Annotated in this window: 19 protein-coding genes and 1 pseudogene; 11 read left to right on the top strand and 9 right to left on the bottom strand. The window is 50.3% G+C overall.

What is annotated here, in order from left to right; all coding sequences use genetic code 11:
- Positions 1 to 3 precede the first annotated feature (3 nt).
- The 3 genes from JMJ16_RS00570 (at position 4) to JMJ16_RS55795 (ending at position 3,132) form a co-directional block, all read left to right on the top strand.
- Positions 4 to 1,005 (top strand): LLM class flavin-dependent oxidoreductase, encoded by a 1,002-nt coding sequence (locus tag JMJ16_RS00570; RefSeq protein WP_201377577.1) that lies wholly within the window; start codon positions 4 to 6, stop codon positions 1,003 to 1,005.
- A 120-nt stretch (positions 1,006 to 1,125) separates the two neighbouring features.
- Positions 1,126 to 2,724 (top strand): transposase, encoded by a 1,599-nt coding sequence (locus JMJ16_RS00565; protein ID WP_236601090.1) that lies wholly within the window; start codon positions 1,126 to 1,128, stop codon positions 2,722 to 2,724.
- A 276-nt stretch (positions 2,725 to 3,000) separates the two neighbouring features.
- Positions 3,001 to 3,132 carry a hypothetical protein gene (locus JMJ16_RS55795; protein ID WP_255553149.1) on the top strand — a complete coding sequence of 44 codons (132 nt, stop codon included), beginning with the start codon at positions 3,001 to 3,003 and terminating at the stop codon, positions 3,130 to 3,132.
- Here JMJ16_RS55795 and JMJ16_RS00560 read toward each other — a convergent pair.
- The 5 genes from JMJ16_RS00560 to JMJ16_RS00545 form a co-directional block, all read right to left on the bottom strand.
- The gene (locus JMJ16_RS00560; RefSeq protein ID WP_201377574.1) at positions 3,129 to 3,320 is read right to left on the bottom strand and encodes a hypothetical protein; all 192 of its coding nucleotides are present in this window, start codon (positions 3,318 to 3,320) and stop codon (positions 3,129 to 3,131) included. The genes JMJ16_RS55795 and JMJ16_RS00560 overlap by 4 nt on opposite strands.
- A 152-nt stretch (positions 3,321 to 3,472) precedes the next feature.
- Positions 3,473 to 3,724 (bottom strand): hypothetical protein, encoded by a 252-nt coding sequence (locus JMJ16_RS00555; protein WP_201377572.1) that lies wholly within the window; start codon positions 3,722 to 3,724, stop codon positions 3,473 to 3,475.
- Between the two features lie 447 nt (positions 3,725 to 4,171).
- On the bottom strand, positions 4,172 to 4,732 hold the full coding sequence (locus JMJ16_RS53465) for an IS630 family transposase (protein ID WP_236601089.1): 561 nt from the start codon (positions 4,730 to 4,732) through the stop codon (positions 4,172 to 4,174).
- Complete coding sequence (locus JMJ16_RS53460) at positions 4,678 to 5,178, bottom strand: winged helix-turn-helix domain-containing protein (protein WP_236601088.1); 501 nt, start codon at positions 5,176 to 5,178, stop codon at positions 4,678 to 4,680. Before JMJ16_RS53460 ends, JMJ16_RS53465 begins: the two co-directional genes overlap by 55 nt.
- 132 nt (positions 5,179 to 5,310) lie before the next feature.
- Positions 5,311 to 6,483 carry an RNA-guided endonuclease TnpB family protein gene (locus JMJ16_RS00545; protein WP_201377569.1) on the bottom strand — a complete coding sequence of 391 codons (1,173 nt, stop codon included), beginning with the start codon at positions 6,481 to 6,483 and terminating at the stop codon, positions 5,311 to 5,313.
- Between the two features lie 359 nt (positions 6,484 to 6,842).
- Here JMJ16_RS00545 and JMJ16_RS00540 point away from each other — a divergent pair, with 359 nt between their 5' ends.
- A complete protein-coding gene (locus JMJ16_RS00540) occupies positions 6,843 to 7,694 on the top strand; it encodes a PP2C family serine/threonine-protein phosphatase (protein ID WP_236601087.1) in 852 nt (283 codons plus the stop codon).
- A gap of 119 nt (positions 7,695 to 7,813) precedes the next feature.
- Here JMJ16_RS00540 and JMJ16_RS00535 read toward each other — a convergent pair whose 3' ends face one another.
- Positions 7,814 to 8,101, bottom strand: coding sequence for a hypothetical protein (locus JMJ16_RS00535; protein WP_201377567.1), 288 nt, complete (start codon positions 8,099 to 8,101; stop codon positions 7,814 to 7,816).
- 79 nt (positions 8,102 to 8,180) lie between these two features.
- Here JMJ16_RS00535 and JMJ16_RS00530 point away from each other — a divergent pair, with 79 nt between their 5' ends.
- On the top strand, positions 8,181 to 8,711 hold the full coding sequence (locus JMJ16_RS00530; RefSeq protein ID WP_201377563.1) for a GNAT family N-acetyltransferase: 531 nt from the start codon (positions 8,181 to 8,183) through the stop codon (positions 8,709 to 8,711).
- 87 nt (positions 8,712 to 8,798) lie between these two features.
- On the opposite strand, the gene ltrA is transcribed toward JMJ16_RS00530, so the two are convergent.
- Together ltrA and dnaE are read right to left on the bottom strand one after the other, a co-directional pair.
- A complete protein-coding gene (ltrA, locus tag JMJ16_RS00525) occupies positions 8,799 to 12,968 on the bottom strand; it encodes a group II intron reverse transcriptase/maturase (RefSeq protein ID WP_236601086.1) in 4,170 nt (1,389 codons plus the stop codon).
- A gap of 778 nt (positions 12,969 to 13,746) precedes the next feature.
- Positions 13,747 to 14,973, bottom strand: a complete 1,227-nt coding sequence (gene dnaE, locus JMJ16_RS00520; RefSeq protein WP_236601085.1) for a DNA polymerase III subunit alpha — start codon at positions 14,971 to 14,973, stop codon at positions 13,747 to 13,749.
- Between the two features lie 436 nt (positions 14,974 to 15,409).
- On the opposite strand from dnaE, the gene JMJ16_RS00515 reads away from it, so the two are divergent.
- The 6 genes and pseudogenes from JMJ16_RS00515 to JMJ16_RS00490 form a co-directional block, all read left to right on the top strand.
- Positions 15,410 to 16,564 (top strand): protein-L-isoaspartate O-methyltransferase, encoded by a 1,155-nt coding sequence (locus JMJ16_RS00515; protein WP_201377556.1) that lies wholly within the window; start codon positions 15,410 to 15,412, stop codon positions 16,562 to 16,564.
- Between the two features lie 105 nt (positions 16,565 to 16,669).
- The gene (locus tag JMJ16_RS00510; protein ID WP_201377553.1) at positions 16,670 to 17,245 is read left to right on the top strand and encodes a hypothetical protein; all 576 of its coding nucleotides are present in this window, start codon (positions 16,670 to 16,672) and stop codon (positions 17,243 to 17,245) included.
- A 31-nt stretch (positions 17,246 to 17,276) separates the two neighbouring features.
- A complete protein-coding gene (locus JMJ16_RS00505; RefSeq protein ID WP_201377550.1) occupies positions 17,277 to 18,911 on the top strand; it encodes a prolyl oligopeptidase family serine peptidase in 1,635 nt (544 codons plus the stop codon).
- A 390-nt stretch (positions 18,912 to 19,301) separates the two neighbouring features.
- Complete coding sequence (locus JMJ16_RS00500) at positions 19,302 to 20,483, top strand: RNA-guided endonuclease TnpB family protein (RefSeq protein WP_201377547.1); 1,182 nt, start codon at positions 19,302 to 19,304, stop codon at positions 20,481 to 20,483.
- 18 nt (positions 20,484 to 20,501) lie between these two features.
- Positions 20,502 to 20,810, top strand: a complete 309-nt coding sequence (locus tag JMJ16_RS56580; RefSeq protein WP_201377544.1) for an FAD-dependent oxidoreductase — start codon at positions 20,502 to 20,504, stop codon at positions 20,808 to 20,810.
- Positions 20,764 to 21,081: pseudogene (locus JMJ16_RS00490) on the top strand (DDE-type integrase/transposase/recombinase); the annotation flags it as partial. The gene JMJ16_RS56580 and the pseudogene JMJ16_RS00490, both read left to right, overlap by 47 nt.
- A gap of 77 nt (positions 21,082 to 21,158) precedes the next feature.
- Here JMJ16_RS00490 and JMJ16_RS56575 read toward each other — a convergent pair.
- Positions 21,159 to 21,272 carry a zinc-ribbon domain-containing protein gene (locus tag JMJ16_RS56575; protein WP_201377537.1) on the bottom strand — a complete coding sequence of 38 codons (114 nt, stop codon included), beginning with the start codon at positions 21,270 to 21,272 and terminating at the stop codon, positions 21,159 to 21,161.
- Positions 21,273 to 21,275: the final 3 nt, after the last annotated feature.

Raw genomic sequence — 21,275 nt, 5'->3', positions numbered from 1 at the left:
TTCATGCAACAGAAAGATACGTTCAGCCAGCAATTGTCATCACATGTGTCTCGAGCACGTTCGCTCCGTGATCGCGTTGGAATCTACATTCAGGCAAGAGATACTATGGATGCCATCACCAAGATTCATGAGGCTGAGCAGGCGGGCGTCCAACAAGCGTGGATGACTTCAGGAGGGGCAGGCTTCGCTGATATCTTAACCGTTCTTGCGGCTGCTGTCGCCCAAACAGAACGGATCAAACTGGGAACGGCAATTGTGCCAGACTATCCACGTCATCCACTGGTGATGGCACAGCAGGCTCTCGCGGTGCATGACCTCGCCCCAGAGCGCTTGCGGTTAGGAATTGGTTCTGGCAATCGTTCGTTCCTTGAGAGTCGATATGGCTTGTCGCAGATCGCGCCCCTGAGATATCTCAAAGAGTACCTGGAGGTGCTGCGCGGCGTGTTATGGCAAGGAAGGATTGACCACCAGGGTGAGTTTTTCCAGGTGGTGGATACCTTGCCACGCACAGCTCAGGTTCCCTTGCTCATCCCTGCATTGGGCTTGAAGGCGTTTCGGCTCGCGGGGGAAATTGCTGATGGCGCTCTTGCCTCGCTGTGTCCCGTTCCCTACTTGCTCAACCAGGCGCTGCCTGCCCTGCAAGCCGGAGCCGAGGAAAGATCCCGCCCTGCTCCCCCTATCGTTGCGTGTTTGCCGGTCGCTTTCAGTACGGATGAAGCAGCGGTACTCCTGGCAGTACGCCGGTTGATACAGCAACTCGCACAGACGAGCACATACGCTCGTATGTTCGCGCAAGCCGGCTGGGCTTCCGCAGTGAATGGCGATGAGGTGGAGTTGAATGCCCTGGCGCGGACACTCGTGATCAGTGGCAATGAGACGACGGTGCGAGATCGTGTACAAGAGCTTTTAGCCAGTGGTCTGGATGAACTGTTGCTCTTAGCCATCCCCATTGCTGATGAGGCAATGGAGCGACGACAAATGCTCCATCTAATTGGCTCCCTTTAAAGCCCCCACCCTCTGCCTGCTCGATACATTGAAGCAAGAAATCGCCTTTCCCAGATGTTGGAAGCTTCTTGCTTCAATGTGCCTGTTGAACACTCGTGCCACAAAGAAAGAAGGCGTCTCATGGCAAGGCCCCATCACGCTTCGGACAAGATCCCTCTTCAGACACTTGAGCCTCTCTCAACCACTTGTCTTGCCTGTGAGAATGCTGCTCACGTCTCCTATCATACGCAACGCACGATTACTACCCTTACTGGGAGGTATCATTTGCACCTGGTGGTGTGCCGATGTGTCTCTTCCGCATGTACCCGCTTTCACCAACCATACCGACCAGAGGCGGAAGGAGCATGGGCACTCCCACATGGAGAATATGGGCTAGACGTGATCGCGCTGGTTGGGTTCCTGCGCTACCGATGGCATCAAAGCCTGCCAGAAATCTATCGTAGCTTACATGAACGAGGATTGACGATTGGCGAACGGACAGTGCTCAATCTTTTAGCACGGTATGAAGAGTTGGTAGCTCTTCACATGACAGATCGCGAACGCCTACAATCGCTCACGCGGAAGCAAGAGCATCTCATTCTGGCAGTGGATGGGTTGAAGCCGGATGTTGGTCATGAAGTGCTCTGGGTGGTTCGTGATTGTGTCTCGGGAGAGATTCTCCTTGCCCGACCTCTGCTTAGCGAACGTGAGGCCGATCTCGTGACGCTGCTCAAAGAGGTGCAGGATACCTTCTCTGTTCCTGTTCATGGGATCATTTCGGATGGACAGCATTCGATTCGTAATGCCGTAGCAACAGCATTTCCAGGAGTTCCTCACCAGTTGTGTCACTTTCATTATCTACGTGAAGCGGCAAAACCAGTTTATGAAGCAGATCGCCATGCCAAGAAAGAGTTGAAAAAGCAGGTCCGTGGTATTCGTCCGATTGAGCGGGAAGTTGAGCAACAGGAAAATGAGGAGGCAACCATCACACGCAAGTATTGTCTTGCTGTCCGCAGTGCTTTAACCGACGATGGACATCCTCCCCTTGCTGCTCCTGGTCTCAAATTGCACGAGCGACTCTCCCTGATTGTCGGTTCCTTGGAGCGGGTCGCCCAAGGAGGGGATTTGCCGTCTTCACTTGATAAACTCCATCGGCTCCTGACAAAAGGAATAGCGACGACAGAGCCGTTGTGGCCAGATGTGCAGGCTGGCTATGCACTCGTTCATCGGGCAGCACATGTTTTGACGAATGCGGATCATCTTTCATCAAAAGAGGTACAACAACAGTATGAGAGATTGCTTGAGGAAATGCGACACCATGGCTTCCCGACCGCCCTCTTCTGTCAGATGACCGCGACCTTTCTCAAAGTCACCGCAAGCTATTGGCCTGGACTGTTTCACTGTTATGATGTGGTTGGTCTTCCACGCACCAACAATGATCTCGAACATGTTTTTGGCTCTACACGCTACCACGAACGGCGTGCAACGGGCCGGAAACAAGCCTCTCCAGGTCTTGTCGTACGCGGCTCGGTGCGCGTTGTTGCAACAATTGTCACCCAGAACAACCACTTCAGTGGCTCTGATCTAGCCCCTCGCAACCTGGCGCAATGGCGAACGCTCCGAAAACAGGTAGACTATCGTCACGAAGCCCGACGTGAACAACATCGTTTTCGGAAAGACCCAGAGCGCTACTTACGTGCTCTAGAGGAGCAACTATCCCAGAGAAAAATGCCGTCCTAGAAAAAAGCTGAATGGCAATCTTCGCATGAGGCGAGCGTGAAACTGTCGCTTTTTCCCCTGAAAATGAGCGTAGCTCAAGGCAAGATTGCCATTTAGCGAAAAAAAGGCCAACGACGAAAAACGGACCATCGCCTTCGTAGATGAGGCTGGCTTCTCCTTGCTGCCAATGGCAGCGCATACCTATGCTCCTGCTGGCCAGACGCCTGTCTTGCCGGTGAAACTGACCCGTGACCATCTTCAGCCATTGGTGCCATTACCCCGGAAGGAAAGATCCTGATGCAAACCCAAGACCATTCCTACAAAGGCCCCGACGTGGTTCGCTTCGTGGCCGTTGCTCTTGCGCGAGATCCCAGGCAAACTGCTGGTGATCTGGGACGGAGCTTCCATTCATCGCTCTCAACCGACTAAAGACTTTTTGACCAAAGGCGGAGCCAAACGCATCCATCTCGAACGCCTGCCTGGCTATGCTCGCCGCCCTCAATCCCCAGGAAGGTGTCTGGAATTTGCTCAAGCGCGTCGAACTCAAGAATGTTTGTTGTCTTGACGTGCCACACGTCCAACGGGAGGTGCGTCGCGCCAAGGAACGCTTGAGACATCGCAAACCTCTCCTTCGCCAGTGTTTCGCCCATGCTGGCTATTCTTTTTAGTTCTTTACGTTGAGGTCAATTGCGAACGTCGAGATATGAAGAGCAGGTATCCAGTAAGGATACCTGCTTTCTTTTGTTCCTTTGTAACAGTGGCGATGAGGCTAGCGGCGCCAGCCACGGTTATAATCCCAGTCGTGATCATAACCCCAGCCACGGCGATGATGATCGTCCCAGTCATGGCGACGATGATCGTCCCAGTCATGGTCATGATCGTCCCAGTCATGGTCATGATCGTGTCCGTAGCCTTGAGTACCTACGACCTGCTCCAACTCCTGTTCGGTGAGGTCGTGGATCCCTACTTGCTCTGTAAGAGAGGAATCCCGTGTGATGGGGGCGAGTGTATGAGATTTCATATGTTCGTTCCTTTCTCCATTCACAAACTGTCCTACTGAAAAAATGTTGTACTTTTTCGAAATCTTTCCGAAATTAATTCGCGCGAAATGATTTTCGTCTAATATATAGTATGCTTCTCTCTTTATTATAAAGTTAAGATTAAATAGTAGTTATCTATGCTAATTATATTTATTGCAAGTAAAATTCTTAAAAGCTTGCTGCTTACATTTTTAGGTATTATGCCTGCAGAGCTGCAAGAAATAAAATATCATATAGGATGTAGTAACACGGAAACTTGCATTGTAGCATGAATGAGGCCTTACTCCCGACGAGGAAGGGCGCCAGGAGGGGAATGCAAACGTTTGGTGGAATAAACGTCTCTAAATAAATATTGACGACTTGGCACATCAAGAGTAGGATACAGGAAATTGCAGTAAAAGAGATATTACTGACCTCGTCATAAACAACTAAACTTCACCAAGTGCATAAGAAAAACAACGTTGAAGGATATCGCGTCGATGACGCAGGCGCTCTTTGGCACGCACAAGCTCTTGGTTGAGGTGAGTGAGATCCTGGCAACACAGGTTTTTGAGTTCGCGGCGTTTGAGGAGATTCCACACGTATTCCTGAGGATTGAGGTCAGGAGCATAGCCAGGCAACCGCTCGAGATGCACCCGTTTCCCTATTGGACTGGAGAGAAAGGTTTTGATCACATTCGCGCGATGGATTGGCGAGCCATCCCAAATAATGAGCAACTTGCCTGAGATCTTGCGGAGTAAGGCTCGTAAAAATCGTACGACGTCTTCGGCTCTATAGGCGTGCTCTTGTGTTTGCATGAAGATTCGCCCTTCTTGGGTGATGCCTCCAATTGCCGAGAGATGATCGCGGGTCAACTTGACACGCACTATCGGGGTCTGTCCTCTCGGGGAGTAGGTTCTCACCATCATCGGCAGAAGATAAAAGCCTGATTCGTCTACAAAAACGATCGTTCGCCTTTCTTGTGCGGCTTTTTTTTTAGAGCGGGCCACTCATGTTCTTTCCAGTCTTCAATTGCCTCCTCATTACGTTGTGTCGCTCGTTCCACCGGTTTTTGGATACTGTACCCCATCTCGCGGACAAGGCGACCACAATGGTCGGGATGATAGCTCACCTTGAACTCTCGTTTGATCACTTGGGCTAGTCTTCGACTATTCCAGACCTCCCCGACAAACCCATAGGCTGATGCTCCTTTCACCAACAACGTCGGAATGCGCGCCTTCTGTTCAGCCGTCAAGCGAGGTGTCGCTCCTTTTGCAGGATGCGCTTTGAGGGCTTTTTCTCCCCCTTCTCTTCCTTGTTTGATCCATTGGCTCACGGCTCCTTCGCTCACTCCCAATGCCACGGCAATATCTTTTTGTTTCCATCCCTCATGTTTGAGGACCCAGGCGCGTTTGCGCCTTTCTTCTCGCCAATCGGCTTTTCTTGGTGCTCCCATTCCTCCTTCTATCGGCTTTCCCTCCTCATTCTTTACCTCTCTCTGTCGAGGTCAGTAGTAAAAGCCAGCTAGGTGCAGATGTGCTGTCACTCATTATCGTGACGACTCCCCACGGCTCAAGCCGGGGGCTTCTCAGGAGGCTTGCGCTTCCTGATGGCTCTGTCCGAGCCAAAGAGCTTTTATGTTGATGGCGGCATTGTGGTCTCTGTCCAGTTCGTAGCCACACGCGCACGAGTGCCAGCGTTCTGAGAGGTCTTTCTTGACCACTGTGCCGCACCCACTGCACACCTGGCTGGTCATACGTGGGTCCACCTTCACCACCTGGACGGTACCAGCGTTCTCAGCTTTGTACTCACACCTGGCAATGAAGGTTGACCAACCAGTATCAAGTATGGATTTGTTCAAGCCAGATTTCGCGCTGGCTCCGTTAGGAAGATAGTGTCCTGTCTCCTCATCTTGCTTGGGCTTTGCTCGTTTCGAGAGGTTGGCAGGCGCGATCTCTTCAAAGACAATGGTTTCATAGGTGTTGACGAGACGACGCGACCACTGGTGCAAGTAGTCATTGCGCTGATTGCGTACCTTGCGATGCAGACGAGCCATACGCTCTACGGCTTTTTTGCGCCTCTTGGAACCTCGCTTCTTTCTCGACAAGGCTTGCCCGGCCTTTGCTAACTGCTTCTCAGCACGTCGGTAGTGCTGAGGATTCTCAATGACATCGCCAGTAGAAAGCGTTGCGAGCTTGGACACTCCCAGGTCAATCCCCACACATTCATCGGTGTAGGGAGTGCGTGGAACGCTCTGCACTTCACACACCAAGCACACATACCAGCAATTGCCCTCTCGCTTGAGCGTACACGTCTTCATGTTCCCAAGCACCTTGCGATGCTGCTTGATCTTCACATGCCCAACCTTGGAGAGCACAAGAAGCCCATTTTCAAGAGAGAAACCAGCTTGTGGGTAACAAAAGCTATCATATCGGTTGCACCCCTGAAATCGGGGATATCCTGGCTTTTTCCCTGCTTTTACCCGCTTGAAGAAGCCTTTGAAGGCGTTCTCCACCTTCCTGAGCACATCTTGTAAGACCTGAGAGTGGATATCCTTGTACTCCTCCCGAATCCCTTTGATTTCGGGGAGTTGCATGGCTTGCTGATTGTAGGTGGTTCCTTTGCCAGTGTATGTGTACATCTCTCGACGCTCTTGCAGCGCTGCATTGTACAACTCGCAACATCTGGCAAGCGTCCATTGCAGCTTCTCGGCTTGCTTTCTTGTGGGGTAAAGGCGAAACTTATACGTCTTGAGTGCCATGTTGTTTCGCCTCCTCTTTCTTGAGGGCTTCACGCACTAACCGCTCAAGGACTTCGACCATGCTTTTCTTTTGCAGAGCAGCAAGAAGCCTCAAATTATCATGCGTTTTGACCCAGATTTTGATGGTGGTTTGCTCTTCTCTGTGTCTCTTCATAGTTGTAATTATACAACAGTATGAGCACAAAAACAAGGTAGGATGTTTCCCCTACCACCCAATCCACCCACAAAAGGAACACGCCTCATATCCCTAGGGCTCAAGCCCAGGGTTTTACGGCGCGGTTCGATAAATGTGCATAAAAAGTGAATGTAGACGCAAGTTTCTTCTCAGAAGTGAGCGATAAGAGGAAGGTACTAATCATTTGAATCAGCATGTGATGAGCTTACAATTAAACCACTTTCTCATTGAGAGTGCCAATCAAATGCACGAGCAGCGATCTCAAAGCGAAGACTATGTTCTGGTGAATAGTGAGAGAGGTCTGCTTGGGGTATTTGATTCAGTGGGAGGAAGAGATAGAAATCTTCTGGTTTCACATCTCGCAGGCATGACAATCTCGTCTGCCTTGGACGCTCTACCTGAAACTGGTTGCCAGCTTGGGGATACGGAAAGAGAAGCACTGTTGCAGCAATTGATACAGCTCGCGGACGCAACCATTGCTTCACTGGTCCTCCCCCCGGAACAAAGAAGACCCGCAACAACGGTCGCACTTGGCATCCTCTCTGTCTTGAAATCTCAGGCCTTTTTCTATTTGGCTCATATTGGTGATAGCAGAATCTATCTTTTGCGAAATGGGCAACCCCTCCAACGACTCACGGAAGATCATGGATACTTTCCGTTCGCTATTGAGCGGGGCTACTTGAGTAGAGACGAGAGCTGGCGTATTGAGCAAGCCAGAAGCGCACACGATTTATCGCCATGTGACAAGGAGCACTTTGAAAAAAGAAATAAAATTACCTGTGCAGTAGGATGGTCTGACTTTGCGTCGATTCCAACGCGTTGCGTTGCCCTTCAGTCTGGAGATCGCATTGTGTTCTGCACGGATGGAGTTCATGACAATCTTACTGATCAGGAAATAGAAGAGATTTTGTCAACTTCAGGAGCGTGTACCGCGCGAAATCTGGTAGCTGCCGCGTATCATCGTTCTCAACAACCTGATTTTCGCGCAAAGCCAGATGATATAAGCGCAATCCATGTTTTGTATCAACCATGCTAACTACAAGTAGGATTCCTGTGTAATGCTGCACCCAGAACCGGAGACAATTCACAGGTTCGACAAATGTCTGAGAGCGTATCTGTCTCTGGCCCTTCTTCTAGAGCAAAGTGATACCAACATTATGAAGACCGATGTGCGAGTACAGGATATCGCTCCTGTAATTCCATTGCCCCCTCTTCAACCTCTGAAAGAGGTAAGCGATTACACTCATAGCCTAATATATCTCGGTAAAACATCATCGCCTCATCAGTAAAGACGACGGTTCCGTCTTCCTCAATATCCTCAATCCTATCCACATACAGTCCTGCCTGATTGATTTGGAGCGCATGATGCATACTCACCTGATGAGGTAAGGCAACATCAATGCCCTGAGCATGGACACATATCGGATACCCTTCCTTCTGCAAAGTAGTTTCCTTGCCGCTACTCGCATTTTGTGCTACTTTATCTTTTCTGACATATGTACAGGCGAGGAGCATGAAAAAGATGAATACATTTCTGGCAGGAGAGAAAGTTGTTCTGCGTTCCCTAGAACTTGAAGATCTTGATATGTTTTGGACATGGTTTGCTGATCGCGAGGTCGTCAGGTACTCAATGGGAACATGGCTTTTTCCCTGGTCGAAAAAGGAAACAGAACAGTGGCTACAACAAACGCTTCAGGATAAAAATACATTGACACTCGGGGTCGTGAAAAAAGATGGAAGCCAACTGATTGGATACGCAGGAATCGCCTCGATAAGCCATATTAACCATTCTGGAGAATATTATATTTTGCTGGGAGAGAAAAGCAGTTGGGGACAGGGTTACGGGACAGAAGCCACACAACTGATTGTCCACTACGGCTTTGCCAGCTTGAATTTGCATCGCATCATGCTCACGGTTTCATCACTGAATACAGGTGGAATAAAAGCGTACACGAGGGCAGGATTTCGGCAAGAAGGAATACTACGTGACGCCTGTTATCGCGATGGGGTGTATCATGACAAGATCGTGATGTCCATCCTTCGCCCAGAGTAGGAGGCTCAACGCTCTTAAAACTCGTTATCACACGGCCCTCCTGATAACATGTGAGAAGAGGGAAGGCATAACATCTTCCCTCTTCTCCTACATCGGCTGGACTGTGATATTCTCTTCACCGAGAATGTTTGCCACCTGCTGATGAATCTGGGGCGTAAAATCGATGGTGTTCTCATGAGGGGTAAGGCGAGCACACCATTCCCCATTACAGACCTCGATTTCGTAGAGATCATGTCCTCTGTCGGCACGACGCAGGCAGGCATGCAGATCCTGCACCTTTATTTTGGCGTCGGAGATGGCGACTTCATCTCCTCCCCAGGAATGCAGCGTGAACCAGATCAGATGCCGCTGGCGATTCATTTCCTTCTCCACAGCCTGGAGTGGCTCGATCTTGTTGCAGAGGACATTGACCTCATCACGCTGCTCTCGATACTGGGTCTCGCCAATCAGGAGCACCACCTTGTCTTCCTCGATGTATGCTTTAAAGGTCTCATAGTCACGAGGAAAGACAGTGACCATCATCCCACCCTGAGCATCCTCAAGGGTGAAGCTGCACATCATATCGCCCTTCTTGGTGCTAAAGGCACGAATGTTGGTGATGACGCCTCCCAGCGTGACCGTCCCTTTCCCGACCTCCGCTCCTTTTTCCAGCAATTCTGTGGTGGTATGTGTGACGCGTCCATCAAACAGGTGCGCCAGATAGGTCAGCGGGTGAGGCGAAATATAGACGCCAATCAACTCCTTTTCCCAGTCCAGGAGCTGTTTGCGTGAGATCTCTGTGGCCTCTGAAAGAGAAAAGACAAGCGCCGCCGGAGCAGACGCAAGATCTTTAAAGAGACTAAAGACTTCTCGCTCTCGCGCCTGGCGCTCTCGTTTGCCATACGTGATTGCCGTTTCAACTGAGGCCAGGAGCCGATGGCGCTTTCCCTCTCCCTCAATAGAATCCAGGGCGCCCGCCTTGATAAGATTTTCAATCACGCCTTTTCCCACGGTGACGCGAACACAAAAATCGACGAGCGAGGTGAATGGCCCCCCATCAGCACGCGCACGTAGAATCTCTGTGATAGGCCCTTCACCGATGCCTTTGATGGCGAGCAGGCCAAAGCGAATATTGCCCTCTTCGACCGAGAAACCGAGTTCGCTGGTATTGACATCGGGACCCAGTACTTTGACACCCATTTTGTGGGCTTCGGCAATAAAGACGGCGACCTGCTTTGAGTCACCAGCATCTGCCGTGAGGGCGGCCGCCATATACTCCGCTGGATAGTTCGCCTTCAGGTAGGCAGTGTAGTAGGCAACCACCCCATAGCTTGCGGCGTGTGCCTTGTTGAAGCCGTAGCCGCCAAAGGGCAAGACGAGAGTAAAGAGCTTTTCTGCATCCGCTGCCTTCATGCCATTATGGACACAGCCCTGAATAAAATCGCCTTTGTACCCCTCGACTTCATCCATCTTCTTTTTACTCAGGGCTTTCCGGAACTTGTTCACTTTGCCCCAGGAGAAGCCTGCCAGGTTGTTGGCGATCTGGAGCACCTGGTCCTGATAGACAATGACGCCATAGGACTCGGCAAGCCATTCCGAAAGGCGTGGGTCGAGATAGGTGACCTTCTTGCGCCCATGTTTACAGGCCACAAACTCCGGGATACTATCCATGGGTCCAGGACGATAGAGAGCCACCATGGCCATGATGTCTTCGATACATGTCGGTTTGAGTTGCTTAAGATATTCGCGCATCTTTGCTGACTCAAGCTGGAAGACTGCAATAGCATCGCCACGCGAGAGCATCGCAAAGGCTTTCTCTCTCCTCTCACTCAAGACAGGATCAGGTGTAGGATCGACAGGAATTTGCTCCAGAAGCAGTTCTTCCCCCTGGGTCCTGGCAACAAACGCGAGGGCCTCTCTGTGCACAGAGAGGTTGGCAAGCCCCAGGAAGTCGTACTTGATGAGTCCTAAATTGTCTTCCAGCCACTTATGCTCGTAGCCGCAGACCAGGGGCGTCGTAGAGTCTTTGGGATCTTTGCGCGAAAGGGGCACAATCTCGTTGAGTGGCCAGGCCGAGAGCAGGACACCTGCCGCGTGAACGCCGGTCGAGCGATTGAGGCCCTCCAACTGGCGAGCGAAGTCAATGATCTCACGCACCTCTCCATTCTGACTGTAGAGAGCATTGAGTTCAGACACCTCATCAAGCGAGCTCTGGAGCGTCACCTTGGGTCCTGTTGGGATCAGGCGCGTAATCCGTTCTCCAAGCTCCGTTTTGCCGAGAGCGCGAGCCACATCCTTAACTGATCCTTTGGCAGCCAGCGTGTTAAAGGTCACCATCTGAGCCGTCTTCTCCAGCCCATAGCGCTGCATGGTATAGTTGATCACTTCTTCACGCCTGGAATCAGGGTAATATAGCGATAGGTAAGGTTTTGATGTTATCTCTACCTTTTCCCCCGCTTCACACCGTACGTGCGAGTTTCCCCGCATACGGCGTTCCATCGTGGTTTTATTGGTCATATCCGCATCTTTGATCGTGGACAACCCTACCTCTGTTCGTAGCTTATTCAATTTGCTTCTCATCTTCTTGGTCCAGCTTGCTGTTGCCTGCTCTACCATTTCGATGTTTTGGCAGTGAATAAGTTTATGTACCTCTTTGTGTACAAAGACGAGATTGTGGTAGCGATCTGTCCCTCCAAGGCTGAGGGGTTTGATGTGATGACAGTGTGCCTGTCCCACTGTAAGGCGGGTGTCAGTGACACCACATTTTCCATATTGACCCACAAATTTCGAAATTCTATTGTCGATATATTCGACCGATCTTTTCCCAAAATGCCCTCTCTGTAGTTGCTCAATTTCCAGAGTCGTTACCACTTTCTGGTTCTGATGTATCCTTTCGCGCCCTTTTGGGGTGTAAGGAGTGACGAGTGGGTCGATTTGGGTTGGGACATGGAAGTGGATGTGCTGAATTGGATACAGCGTTACTCCACAACATTTGTCCAGTGGTTTCTTATATGTTCCATAGAGTTTCTCGATGACGTTATTCCGTTCGCCTCTTTGAACAATGATGTTCCTTTTGCGAAGGGTTTGGTACTTCCCATAGATTCTGTGCATGATATCGTGAAAATCTGCTGCCACATCCGATGCGATTTTGTAGTAGTTATGGATTCCTAGGGTGAACCCTTTGAGGCTCATTGCCTTCTTCTGGTCTGGCATCTGGCGTAGTTGCCTGAATTTCGTTTGGTACACCCTTACGATTTTCACTTTTCGTTTTGGGTCTATTTTTGAGTGGGCAACATAGCCATGCTGAGACGTTCCTTTCCTGACTACCCTCAAGCGGAAACCAAGGAAGTCTGAGCCATTTTTACGAAGGTTCGTGACGTGGCTTTTCTCCTCGTTTATGCTGAGTGCCAGGCGTTCGTTGAGCCAGAGTTTTGTCGCTGCGTAGAGCTTTTTCCCATTGGTATAGCTGTTCGTGAATATCTTAAAGTCATCCGCGTAACGAACGATGTAACATGGTTTGAGTTTTGTTTTGCTCAGTTGTTTATTCTGGGCACTCACACTGCGGTAGGCATGTTTTGTTCGTTTCGTTTCCCACTGATTTGATATCCACCAGTCCAACTCATTGAGCACAACATTGGCAAGCAGTGGTGAGAGAATGCCGCCCTGTGGGGTTCCTCTTTGGGGAATCCCTTCTCCAGCGATTTCTGCTTTCAGCATTTTGCCGATAATGCACAGAACTCGTTTCTCTCTGATACCAATTGTCCAGAGTTGTTTGATGAGTTTGCTATGGCTCACGTTATCGAAGAACCCCTTGATATCTATATCCACTACAATATGGTTCTTGCTGTGGTTTAACAGATGCTGACATCTTGCAATTGCATGATGTGTGTTTCTGGTGGGTCTGAAACCAAAGCTTGATTTATGGAATTTTGCCTCACATATTGGTTCGAGTACTTGCAGTATGCATTGCTGTATCAGTCTGTCTTCGATGGTCGGAATCCCTAAAGGCCTCTTGTCTCCATTTGCTTTCGGGATGAAAACGCGTCTGACAGGGTCTGGTTGGTAATTCTCCAATCGACCTTTGACCAGATCACATATCTCTTCGACCGTTAGCTGCTCCAGGTAGCGAATGGTGTGACCATTCGTTCCTCTGGTTTGGCTTCCGGTATTTCGTTTGATGGTACGAAATGCTCTCAAGATATTGTTTTCATGGATGATGAGTTGGTAAAGGTGAGTGAAACTCTGCCCTTTTAAACTCTGCTGATACAAAGTGTCCATGCTTTCTTGCAATGAATAGTACTCGTTGTACCTCAGCTTCTTTCTTTTCTTCTTTTGCTCAGTCAACTACTTATCTCTTTCAAAAGTTTCTCTGTCGGAGACGTTCGTTTCTTTTCGTCTTACAAGAACCTGAGCATCCGAGAGAATTCTTCTTATCTGCGAATATTTCCTTGTTCCACGACTAGAGCCTATTCCTCCACCATTTATTATCATGGTTTCATCGGTCTGTTGGCTCCACTCTCACCTGCATAAACTGAGGTTATGTCTTCCCTCAGAACGCTTCATCAGGGGCTTTCCTTCCGCGTTGCAGGCTTTCCACGTTCCGATACTCGTATCCGTCCCGTAGTTCCTTAGGTGCCACCTAAACACCGTCTCTACATCCAACCCCCTGTAAGGGTTGTAGGACTTTCTTAACATGGCCTTTACTCGTCCCGTAGAGATGAGCCAATGTGGCTCTCTTAGCATTTCTACCAAGCGACATTTTCGATGAGTCAGTCGGTGGTTCGTCCCCAATTGATCTTTGGATTCTCACCATAGAATTACTTCATGGACATCCGGCCTATTGGTCGCTCAGCTCTTCACGGAGCTGGTTTTCCTCACCTTTATGTGTTAGGGCGTCTTCTCAGCCGTCTTTAGCGGGCTCCATACATTCTTCTTTCTAGCCTAAGAGGAATGCATGCCGCAGTCTCAATGGTAGCCCTTCAAGTCGTTACTCTCTCATTTGGCTACTCCGAGTATCAGTTCTCCTAATCTTTCAATTAGTGGCTAACCTTTTCAGTTAGCAACGTGTCGCACCCATGTCGATATCGGGCATGTCGTTGCGCTCGGGATTCATGAAGCGCTCAAAGAGCAGGCCATAGCGTAACGGGTCAACATTGGTAATCCCCAGACAATACGCGATGAGGCTTCCCGCAGCCGATCCCCTGGCCAGGCAGGTGATGCCATGGTCGCGAGCATAGTTCGTCACATCCTGCTGAATTAAAAAGTAGCTGGCAAAGCCTTTCTGCTTGATGATGCTAAACTCATAGTCAATCTGCTCCTGAACGCGTGTGCTGACCTCCCCAAATCGCCATCTTGCTCCTTTTTGACAGAGATCATAGAGGTAGTCGTCGGGAGATGAGAAACCATCAGGAATATCGAAGATGGGTAACCCGGCCTTCTTTGCGGTGGGATCAATCTGGCAGCGTTCGGCAAGTGCCACCGTATTGTGCAACACTTCAGGGATATCGGGATAGAGGAGGGCCATCTCCTGTGGAGATTTCAGGAAATATTCATCAGAGTCAAAGCGGAAGCGGTCCGGATCATCGTAGCGATTATTCATCTGGATACAGAGAAAGAGATCGTGGGCTTTCGCTTGCTCTTTGTTGACATAATGGAGATCATTGGTCAGAATGGCAGGCACACGCATATCTCGGTAGATCTGGTATAAGCCAGCATTGCATGCATCTTGAGGCGATCCTTTCCCATAGTGCTGTTGAAATTCCAGGTAGAAATTCTCGGGACCAAAGACATCCTGGTACCAGCGAACCGCCCGTTGAGCTGCCTCCATATCCTGCTTCTCTACCAGGAGTTCAGGAATCTCTCCACCCAGACAGGAAGATGTCGCGATCAGCCCCTCGGCGTGGGCCTGGAGCATCTTCTTATCGATACGAGGTTTGCCATAGTAGAGGCCCTGGGTAAACCCCAGCGTGGTGAGCTTCATGAGATTTTCGTACCCGGCTTGGGATCGAGCGAGAAGCACCAGATGCCAGTAGGCATTGCTCTTCTTGGGTTTGTAGTTGACATCTTCAACCAGGTAGGCCTCCATACCAATCACCGGATGAATACCTTGTTTCTGGCACTCCAGATAAAACTCCATGGCACCATACATCGCACCATGATCGGTGATCGCCAGGTGCTCCATCCCCAACGCCCTGGCCTGCTTCACCAGGGTTGGAATGCGGCTGAGACCATCAAGCAAGGAATATTCAGTATGCACATGTAAGTGCGCAAAATCGCTCGCCATCGTACACATCGCTCCTCAGCAAAATACTTACAGGCATTATAACAAATGTTCCTTTTGCCTTTCCCAAAGCTCTTTCGCTGAGAAACGCGGGAATGGGAGCGCGTGGACCAGAGAAAACCAGTCACAAAAAGAGGCAAGAGATCTCATCTTCTTTTACCAGAAATGCCTAATTGTCCCACTCCCGTCCATCCCCGTCCCACTTTTGTCCCAAAAAGCATGGTAAACTTAAAAAGAAAACAAGTAAAAAGAATGAATAGGTTGCAAAAATGCAGAAAGAGAGGATTGTGAGGTGTCAAGACACAGAAAAAAATACCTGGGATATGCAACCCTCTTAGGAGTGTTTATCTCGTTCTTGGAAAGAATTACTGTGTATGTAGCCAGTGACTTCCTATCTCTCATCTCTCACAAGCGTCGAGAAAGGAACAAGACCCCGCCAATGAGACAGCCAAAAACGGCACACTACCGCCAGCAGCTTGTGGAAAACATTGAGACCTCACTTGGACATCAGCTTTCCCCACTTGTGCGCGATGCCTTTCTGACTATTCCACGTGAAATCTTTGTGAACCAATACTATCGACAGCGCGGCAATACGTTAGACTGGGATGTGATTCTCAATCCAACCCTTGAAGAACTCTATCAGGATTGCTATTTAGTCACCAGAATTAATGAACGCAAGATATCAAGCAGCTCGAGCTCACAGCCTTCTATTATGGCTGCTCAACTGGAAGCGCTCGCACTTGCCCCAGGACAACGTGTTCTGGAAATTGGCTCAGGAACAGGATATAACGCGGGCCTTATGGCTCATATGGTGAAACCAATGGGGACTGTAGTCAGCGTTGATATCGCTGAGGACCTAGTGCTACGCGCTGCAGATCGGCTCAGAAACGCAGGTATCATCAATGTACAGGCATTTGTTGCTGATGGGTATGAGGGATACGCTCCATATGCTCCCTATGATCGCTTATTAGCCACCTGTAGTGTCCCGGCTATTCCTCCATCCTGGGCGCAACAACTTCGGGAAGGTGGGGGCTTAATTGCCAATGTGCACCTTCCCCTGGCGAGTATTTTTGTATACATTGAGAAGGTCGGAGATGCTGGGGTGGGAACCTTCCTTCCCATTCGGGCCAGTTACATGCGACTCGCTGGTCCCAACAGTGGGCCTCTCTTCCCCAAATTTCACTGGAAAGAGTTGTCAACCCTACCCAAGCAGACACTTCAGCTTGAGGAGGACCTTGAAATACTCTTGAAGAAGTCAAACGGATTTGCCGTGCTCCTTCATTGTTTTTGCCCCACGCTCACAAAAGCCTATTTTCGCCCTTCTGATCAACAAGAGCAACCCTATGCTCTCTATCTGATTTCACAACCGCAGCATGAAACCATTGTCTGTGTGCAAAAAGACTGTCTTACCTTTTATGGGCAAGCAGAGCCCATAAGAAGTGGCATTCAGTCTTGCCTTCAAACCTATCATGACCTGGGCGATCCACAGGTGGAAGAGTATGCTCTCTCACTTCACGAGATGGCGATGACAATCAGCTTGAATGGGCAGGAGTTCTCACTGCCCCAACTCATGGACACACATCTTCTTTCCTGAAAAGAGCGGGCAGAAACAACACTGGACCTATTCGCCTTGATTCTTGTTTGGGAGAGTGTTTTGTAGACGTTTCTCGCGTTTAACGCAACAATTGGGGGGGAACTCATGACAGTACATTCTTTTACTACGGATATCCTCTTTGAGCTTTCACAACCAACAACGCGTGTACCGTTACATCTCTCCCCTGACGGCAGATATCTCCTCGTGAGTGTGCAGCACCAGAAACGGCAAAGCAAGAGCACAGGGCATAAGAGTTATACCGACACTGGCATTCCGCGACCAATGGTCAACAGTCGCGTGCTGCTCGTCGATACAACGACAGGGGTTGTCGACGAGCCGTTTCCTGAGGGGGCGAGTTGGGGGGCGCAATGGTCGCCAGATGGAAGCGCGATAGCCGCTTATGTCCAGCAAGGCCAGGAACAGGCCTGCCTGAGTATTTGGACGCGTGAGACCAGGCAATCCAGACGCTATTCTCATGTGCTGGTTCGCCCTTTCTTTGGCTTTGAGGTGCCTCGCTGGACGCCAGATGGTCAGTCTGTTGTGGTGAAGCTCGTTGCCTCTCCACCCCTCACCTCACGAGAGTGCATCAACACAACCACTGATGATACGCACGTAACCGTTTTTTTCCTTCACCCCTGGCAGCACATCAACCGGGGCGACCACGCTCCCCGGATGGGCTGATGGCTATCGCTGTGACCTGGGAAAGGTTGATGTGAACACAGGTGAGGTGCAACAGCTTGCAGAGAACTGGCGCATTCTCGGCTGGAAACCTTCCCCTGACGGTCGCTCTGTTGCCGTGCTTCGTTATGTTGAAGCAGAGCCGAAGCTGCAACAATTCTATTTTGATCTGACTCTGCTTCCTCTTGATGGAAGCCCTCCGCAGGTCATTGCGCGCCGTATTCCGCAAGAATATGGCGTCTGCTTCAACTGGTCACCAGACAGCCACTGGCTCGCCTACACGACACAAGAGAGAGGAAAACAGAGCCACTTGTTTGTGGTTGCAGCAGATGGGTCCACCGAACCTGAGGACCTGAGCGATCCCACCGTCGATATGCAACTGCTGGGAGAGATTGAAGCTCCTCGCTGGAGCCTGGACAGTACACGCATCTATTGCCTGGCCAAACAGGGATATTGGGAATGGACGATACGAGCGCATGGACGTACAGAAGAAACGACACGACGATATATGCCCCTTCACGGGAAATACAACGTCCTCGGATGGGTACAATCCCCCACGACGGCAACCATTCACATGATGCGTCCAGGCTATTTTTGTGTACTGGCACGTAATCCTCGCACGAAAGATACCGCGCTTATCGAGATGGAAATATCGAGTGGGCATGAACATATTGTCGCAGAACTATCTCAATGTATTCAATGGCCAACATGTGAGATTGAAATAGCCCATCGCGATGAATCACAGGAGAGTGAAGGGTATCTGGTACTACAAGCCAGTCACCACCCTGCCGAGATCTGGCGTTTTCAGTGGAACGACCAGCAACAGGAACGGGTACTCTCGTTCAATCCTGATCTCAGCCAGGTCGCAGTAGGAACAAGTCGTTTGATTGAGTATCGCGCGCTCGATGGCCAACCAGGACTGGCTGCATTGTTACTTCCGCCAACCTACAGAGAAGGTGAGCCTATTCCCATCATCGTTGAAGTGTATGGCGGCGCGATGAATGCGAACCACTTGCATGGCTTTGGTGTCACACAGGATGTGATCCATGGACAAATCCTGGTCAATCATGGATATGGGCTGCTCACCCCTGATATGCCTCTGAAAGACCATGATCCACTCTCTCAACTTTCGAGACACGTCCTTCCGGCGATTATGCGCCTTATCGACCAGGGAATCGCTGATCCCAAGCGAATTGGCCTCATGGGACAAAGTTATGGTGGCTACTCCACGCTTGCACTCTTGACGCAGACCCAGATCTTCTCTGCAGCAGTGGCATGTGCAGGCACCTACAACCTGATAGCGTCGTATTTTACGCTTGGTCAGGTTGGCAACGATGAGTGGCTGGGCTGGTGCGAGTCAGGGCAAGGCCGCATGGGAGGTTCATTATGGGAGAAACGACCTGCCTATATCGAAAACTCTCCTCTCTTTTATCTGGAGCGTGTTACAGCCCCCGTCTTGCTCCTGTGTGGGGGACAAGATCCAGGAGCACCTGAACAGGCAGCCGCAGCGTTCATTGGATTACGTCGCCTGAAGAAGAAGGTCGAATATCGCTGCTATCAGGATGAAGGCCACTGGTCTGGAACCTGGAACGAGGCGAGTTACCGTGATCTCTGTGGATGCGTGCTTTCCTGGTTTGACAAGCATCTTGCACCGGACGCGGGTATGTGAAAGTCTGTATGCTATGCAATAACACGAAACATATGCTAATGCTTGGGTATGCTATCGGCAGAAGACCGTCTTTCTCACTTTGTTGAAGATTATGGTGGAAATGCCCTGGTGGAGGACTCAAGCCTGCTTCTGGATGAAGGATGTGAGCAATGGGAGATGAACAGAATACATCCAGTTCCTCTCCCATTAAGGTGCGATGCATTGAAAAGGCGAAGAGTACCTTCTTGAAGGAGATTTTTGTTATGAAAACATCGACTGATGTCCTTATCAAACCGCGCCAGAAGACCCCTGTTTTTGAAACATGGGGATGAATGGCGCGTTCCTTTTGTGAGGTGGATAGGGTGGTGCACATTGTTGCATCTTTACACCGTATATGCTATAATATAATGCATGAAACAGAAACGCGCGTTCAAGTACCGGGTGTACCCCACAGCACAACAACAGCAGATCCTTGCTCAGACCTTTGGGTGCTGTCGCTTCATCTATAACTGGGCATTGCGCAAGAAAACCGATGCCTATTACAACGAGCAGCGACGCCTCTATTACAAAGATCTGAGCCTCTTGCTGACTGAGCTGAAACAGCAAGAAGAGACCCACTGGTTGAATGAGGTTTCCAGTGTGCCCTTGCAGCAAGCTCTTCGTCACCTGGACAAAGCGTTTCTCAATTTCTTTGAAGGGCGTGCCAAATATCCTGTCTTCCACAAGAAACGGAACACGCAATCTGCTACCTATACCGCCAATGCCTTCACCTGGCGCAACGGTTGTCTCACCCTTGCCAAGATGAGTGAGCCTCTCGCTATCCGCTGGTCGCGTCCTCTGCCTGATAGGGCAGCTCCTTCGAGTGTGACCATCACCAAAGACTGTGCCAATCGCTACTTCATCAGCATCCTGGTTGAGGATGGGATTGAGCACGTGCCCTCCGTCGAGACCTCGATAGGTGCTGATCTTGGCTTGACATCCTTTGTGGTGCTCTCGACCGGTGAAGTGGTAGGCAACCCCAGGTTCTTCCACAAGGATGAAAAGAACCTGGCCAAAGCCCAACGTCGTCACGCCAGGAAGAAAAAAGGCTCGAAGAACCGAGACAAAGCGCGTCTCAAGGTGGCTCGCATTCATGCCCGCATCGCTGACCGCCGCCGTGATTTTCTGCACAAACTTTCTACACGCTTGATCCGTGAGAACCAAACGATCTGCGTGGAGAGTTTGCAGGTCAAGAACATGGTCAAGCATCCCACCCTCAGCAAAGCCATCAGCGATGTGGGATGGAGTGAGTTTGTGGCCCAACTGGAATACAAAGCCGACTGGTACGGTCGAGATCTTGTCAAAATTGACAAGTGGTATCCCTCCAGTAAGCGCTGTTTCGAGTGTGGTCACCTCCTCGACTCCTTAGCGCTTGATGTCCGTCAGTGGACGTGTCCAGCGTGTGCTGTGCAGCACGACCGCGATATCAACGCTGCCAAGAATATTAGGTCCGTGGGGCTCACGGTCCTCAATGCCTGTGGAGAGGCTGTAAGACCTGGACGGGTTTTGTCTCGTTCTGGCAAGACTCCGCGAAGCAGGAAACCCTCGAGGTGAATCGAGGAATCCCCCGGCTTGAGCCGTGGGGAGGATGTCAATATAGGGGGCGGCATTATTGGCTGCTCTATCGCCTATTTTCTGCGCACGCAAGGTGTAGATGTGTCAGTGTTGGAAAAAGGATATCTCGGAGCGCAAGCATCAAGCGCCGCCGTAGGGCTTCTTGCACCAATCCGCCCATTGACACAACTCGATGCTTACAAAGCGTTATTACTGGCTGGTATGAAACGATTTCCATTGACACTCCCCCTGCTAAAGCAAGGGGGATTCTTCCTTCATCCAGGTGACAACGGACGGTCATACCTCCTATCCACGAGCAGTGCGTGAAACACTGGGCGATCAGGTGCAGCATCGGACCAAGAAATATCTCAATAATCGTTTAGAACAAGACCATCGAGGGATCAAACAACGGTATTATCCCATGTTTGGCTTTGGAAGCTTCGACTCAGCAGCCCGTTTCTGTTGTGCTTTTGACGAATTGCGGAACTCTCTCTGTCCTCGCTCCATCATGGGCGAACCAATCACACGCTCAGAGCAGCGCCGCGCTTTCCTTGATCGACTTGCAGCTTTGAAGGAAGCGATACAGGCAGTCTCCTAGCACGAGACAGTAATATCTCAGCATTCGCCGTTCCCTGATGAGCGTCTCCGTTCTCAGTTCTGACAGAACCAACCCATTTACCTACAACTGGGGGGAGCGTTACATGCTTTTCCGCAATTTGTACAAAAAGGTGAGTTCTGTGTGAGAGGAGCACCACAATTGGTACAAACACGCCCAGATGTTTGGATCATAAG

It is taken from the genome of Ktedonobacter sp. SOSP1-52 (assembly GCF_016587395.1).
Note: the sequence above shows the minus strand (reverse complement) of the source record. Positions and strands in the feature narration are given on the sequence as shown.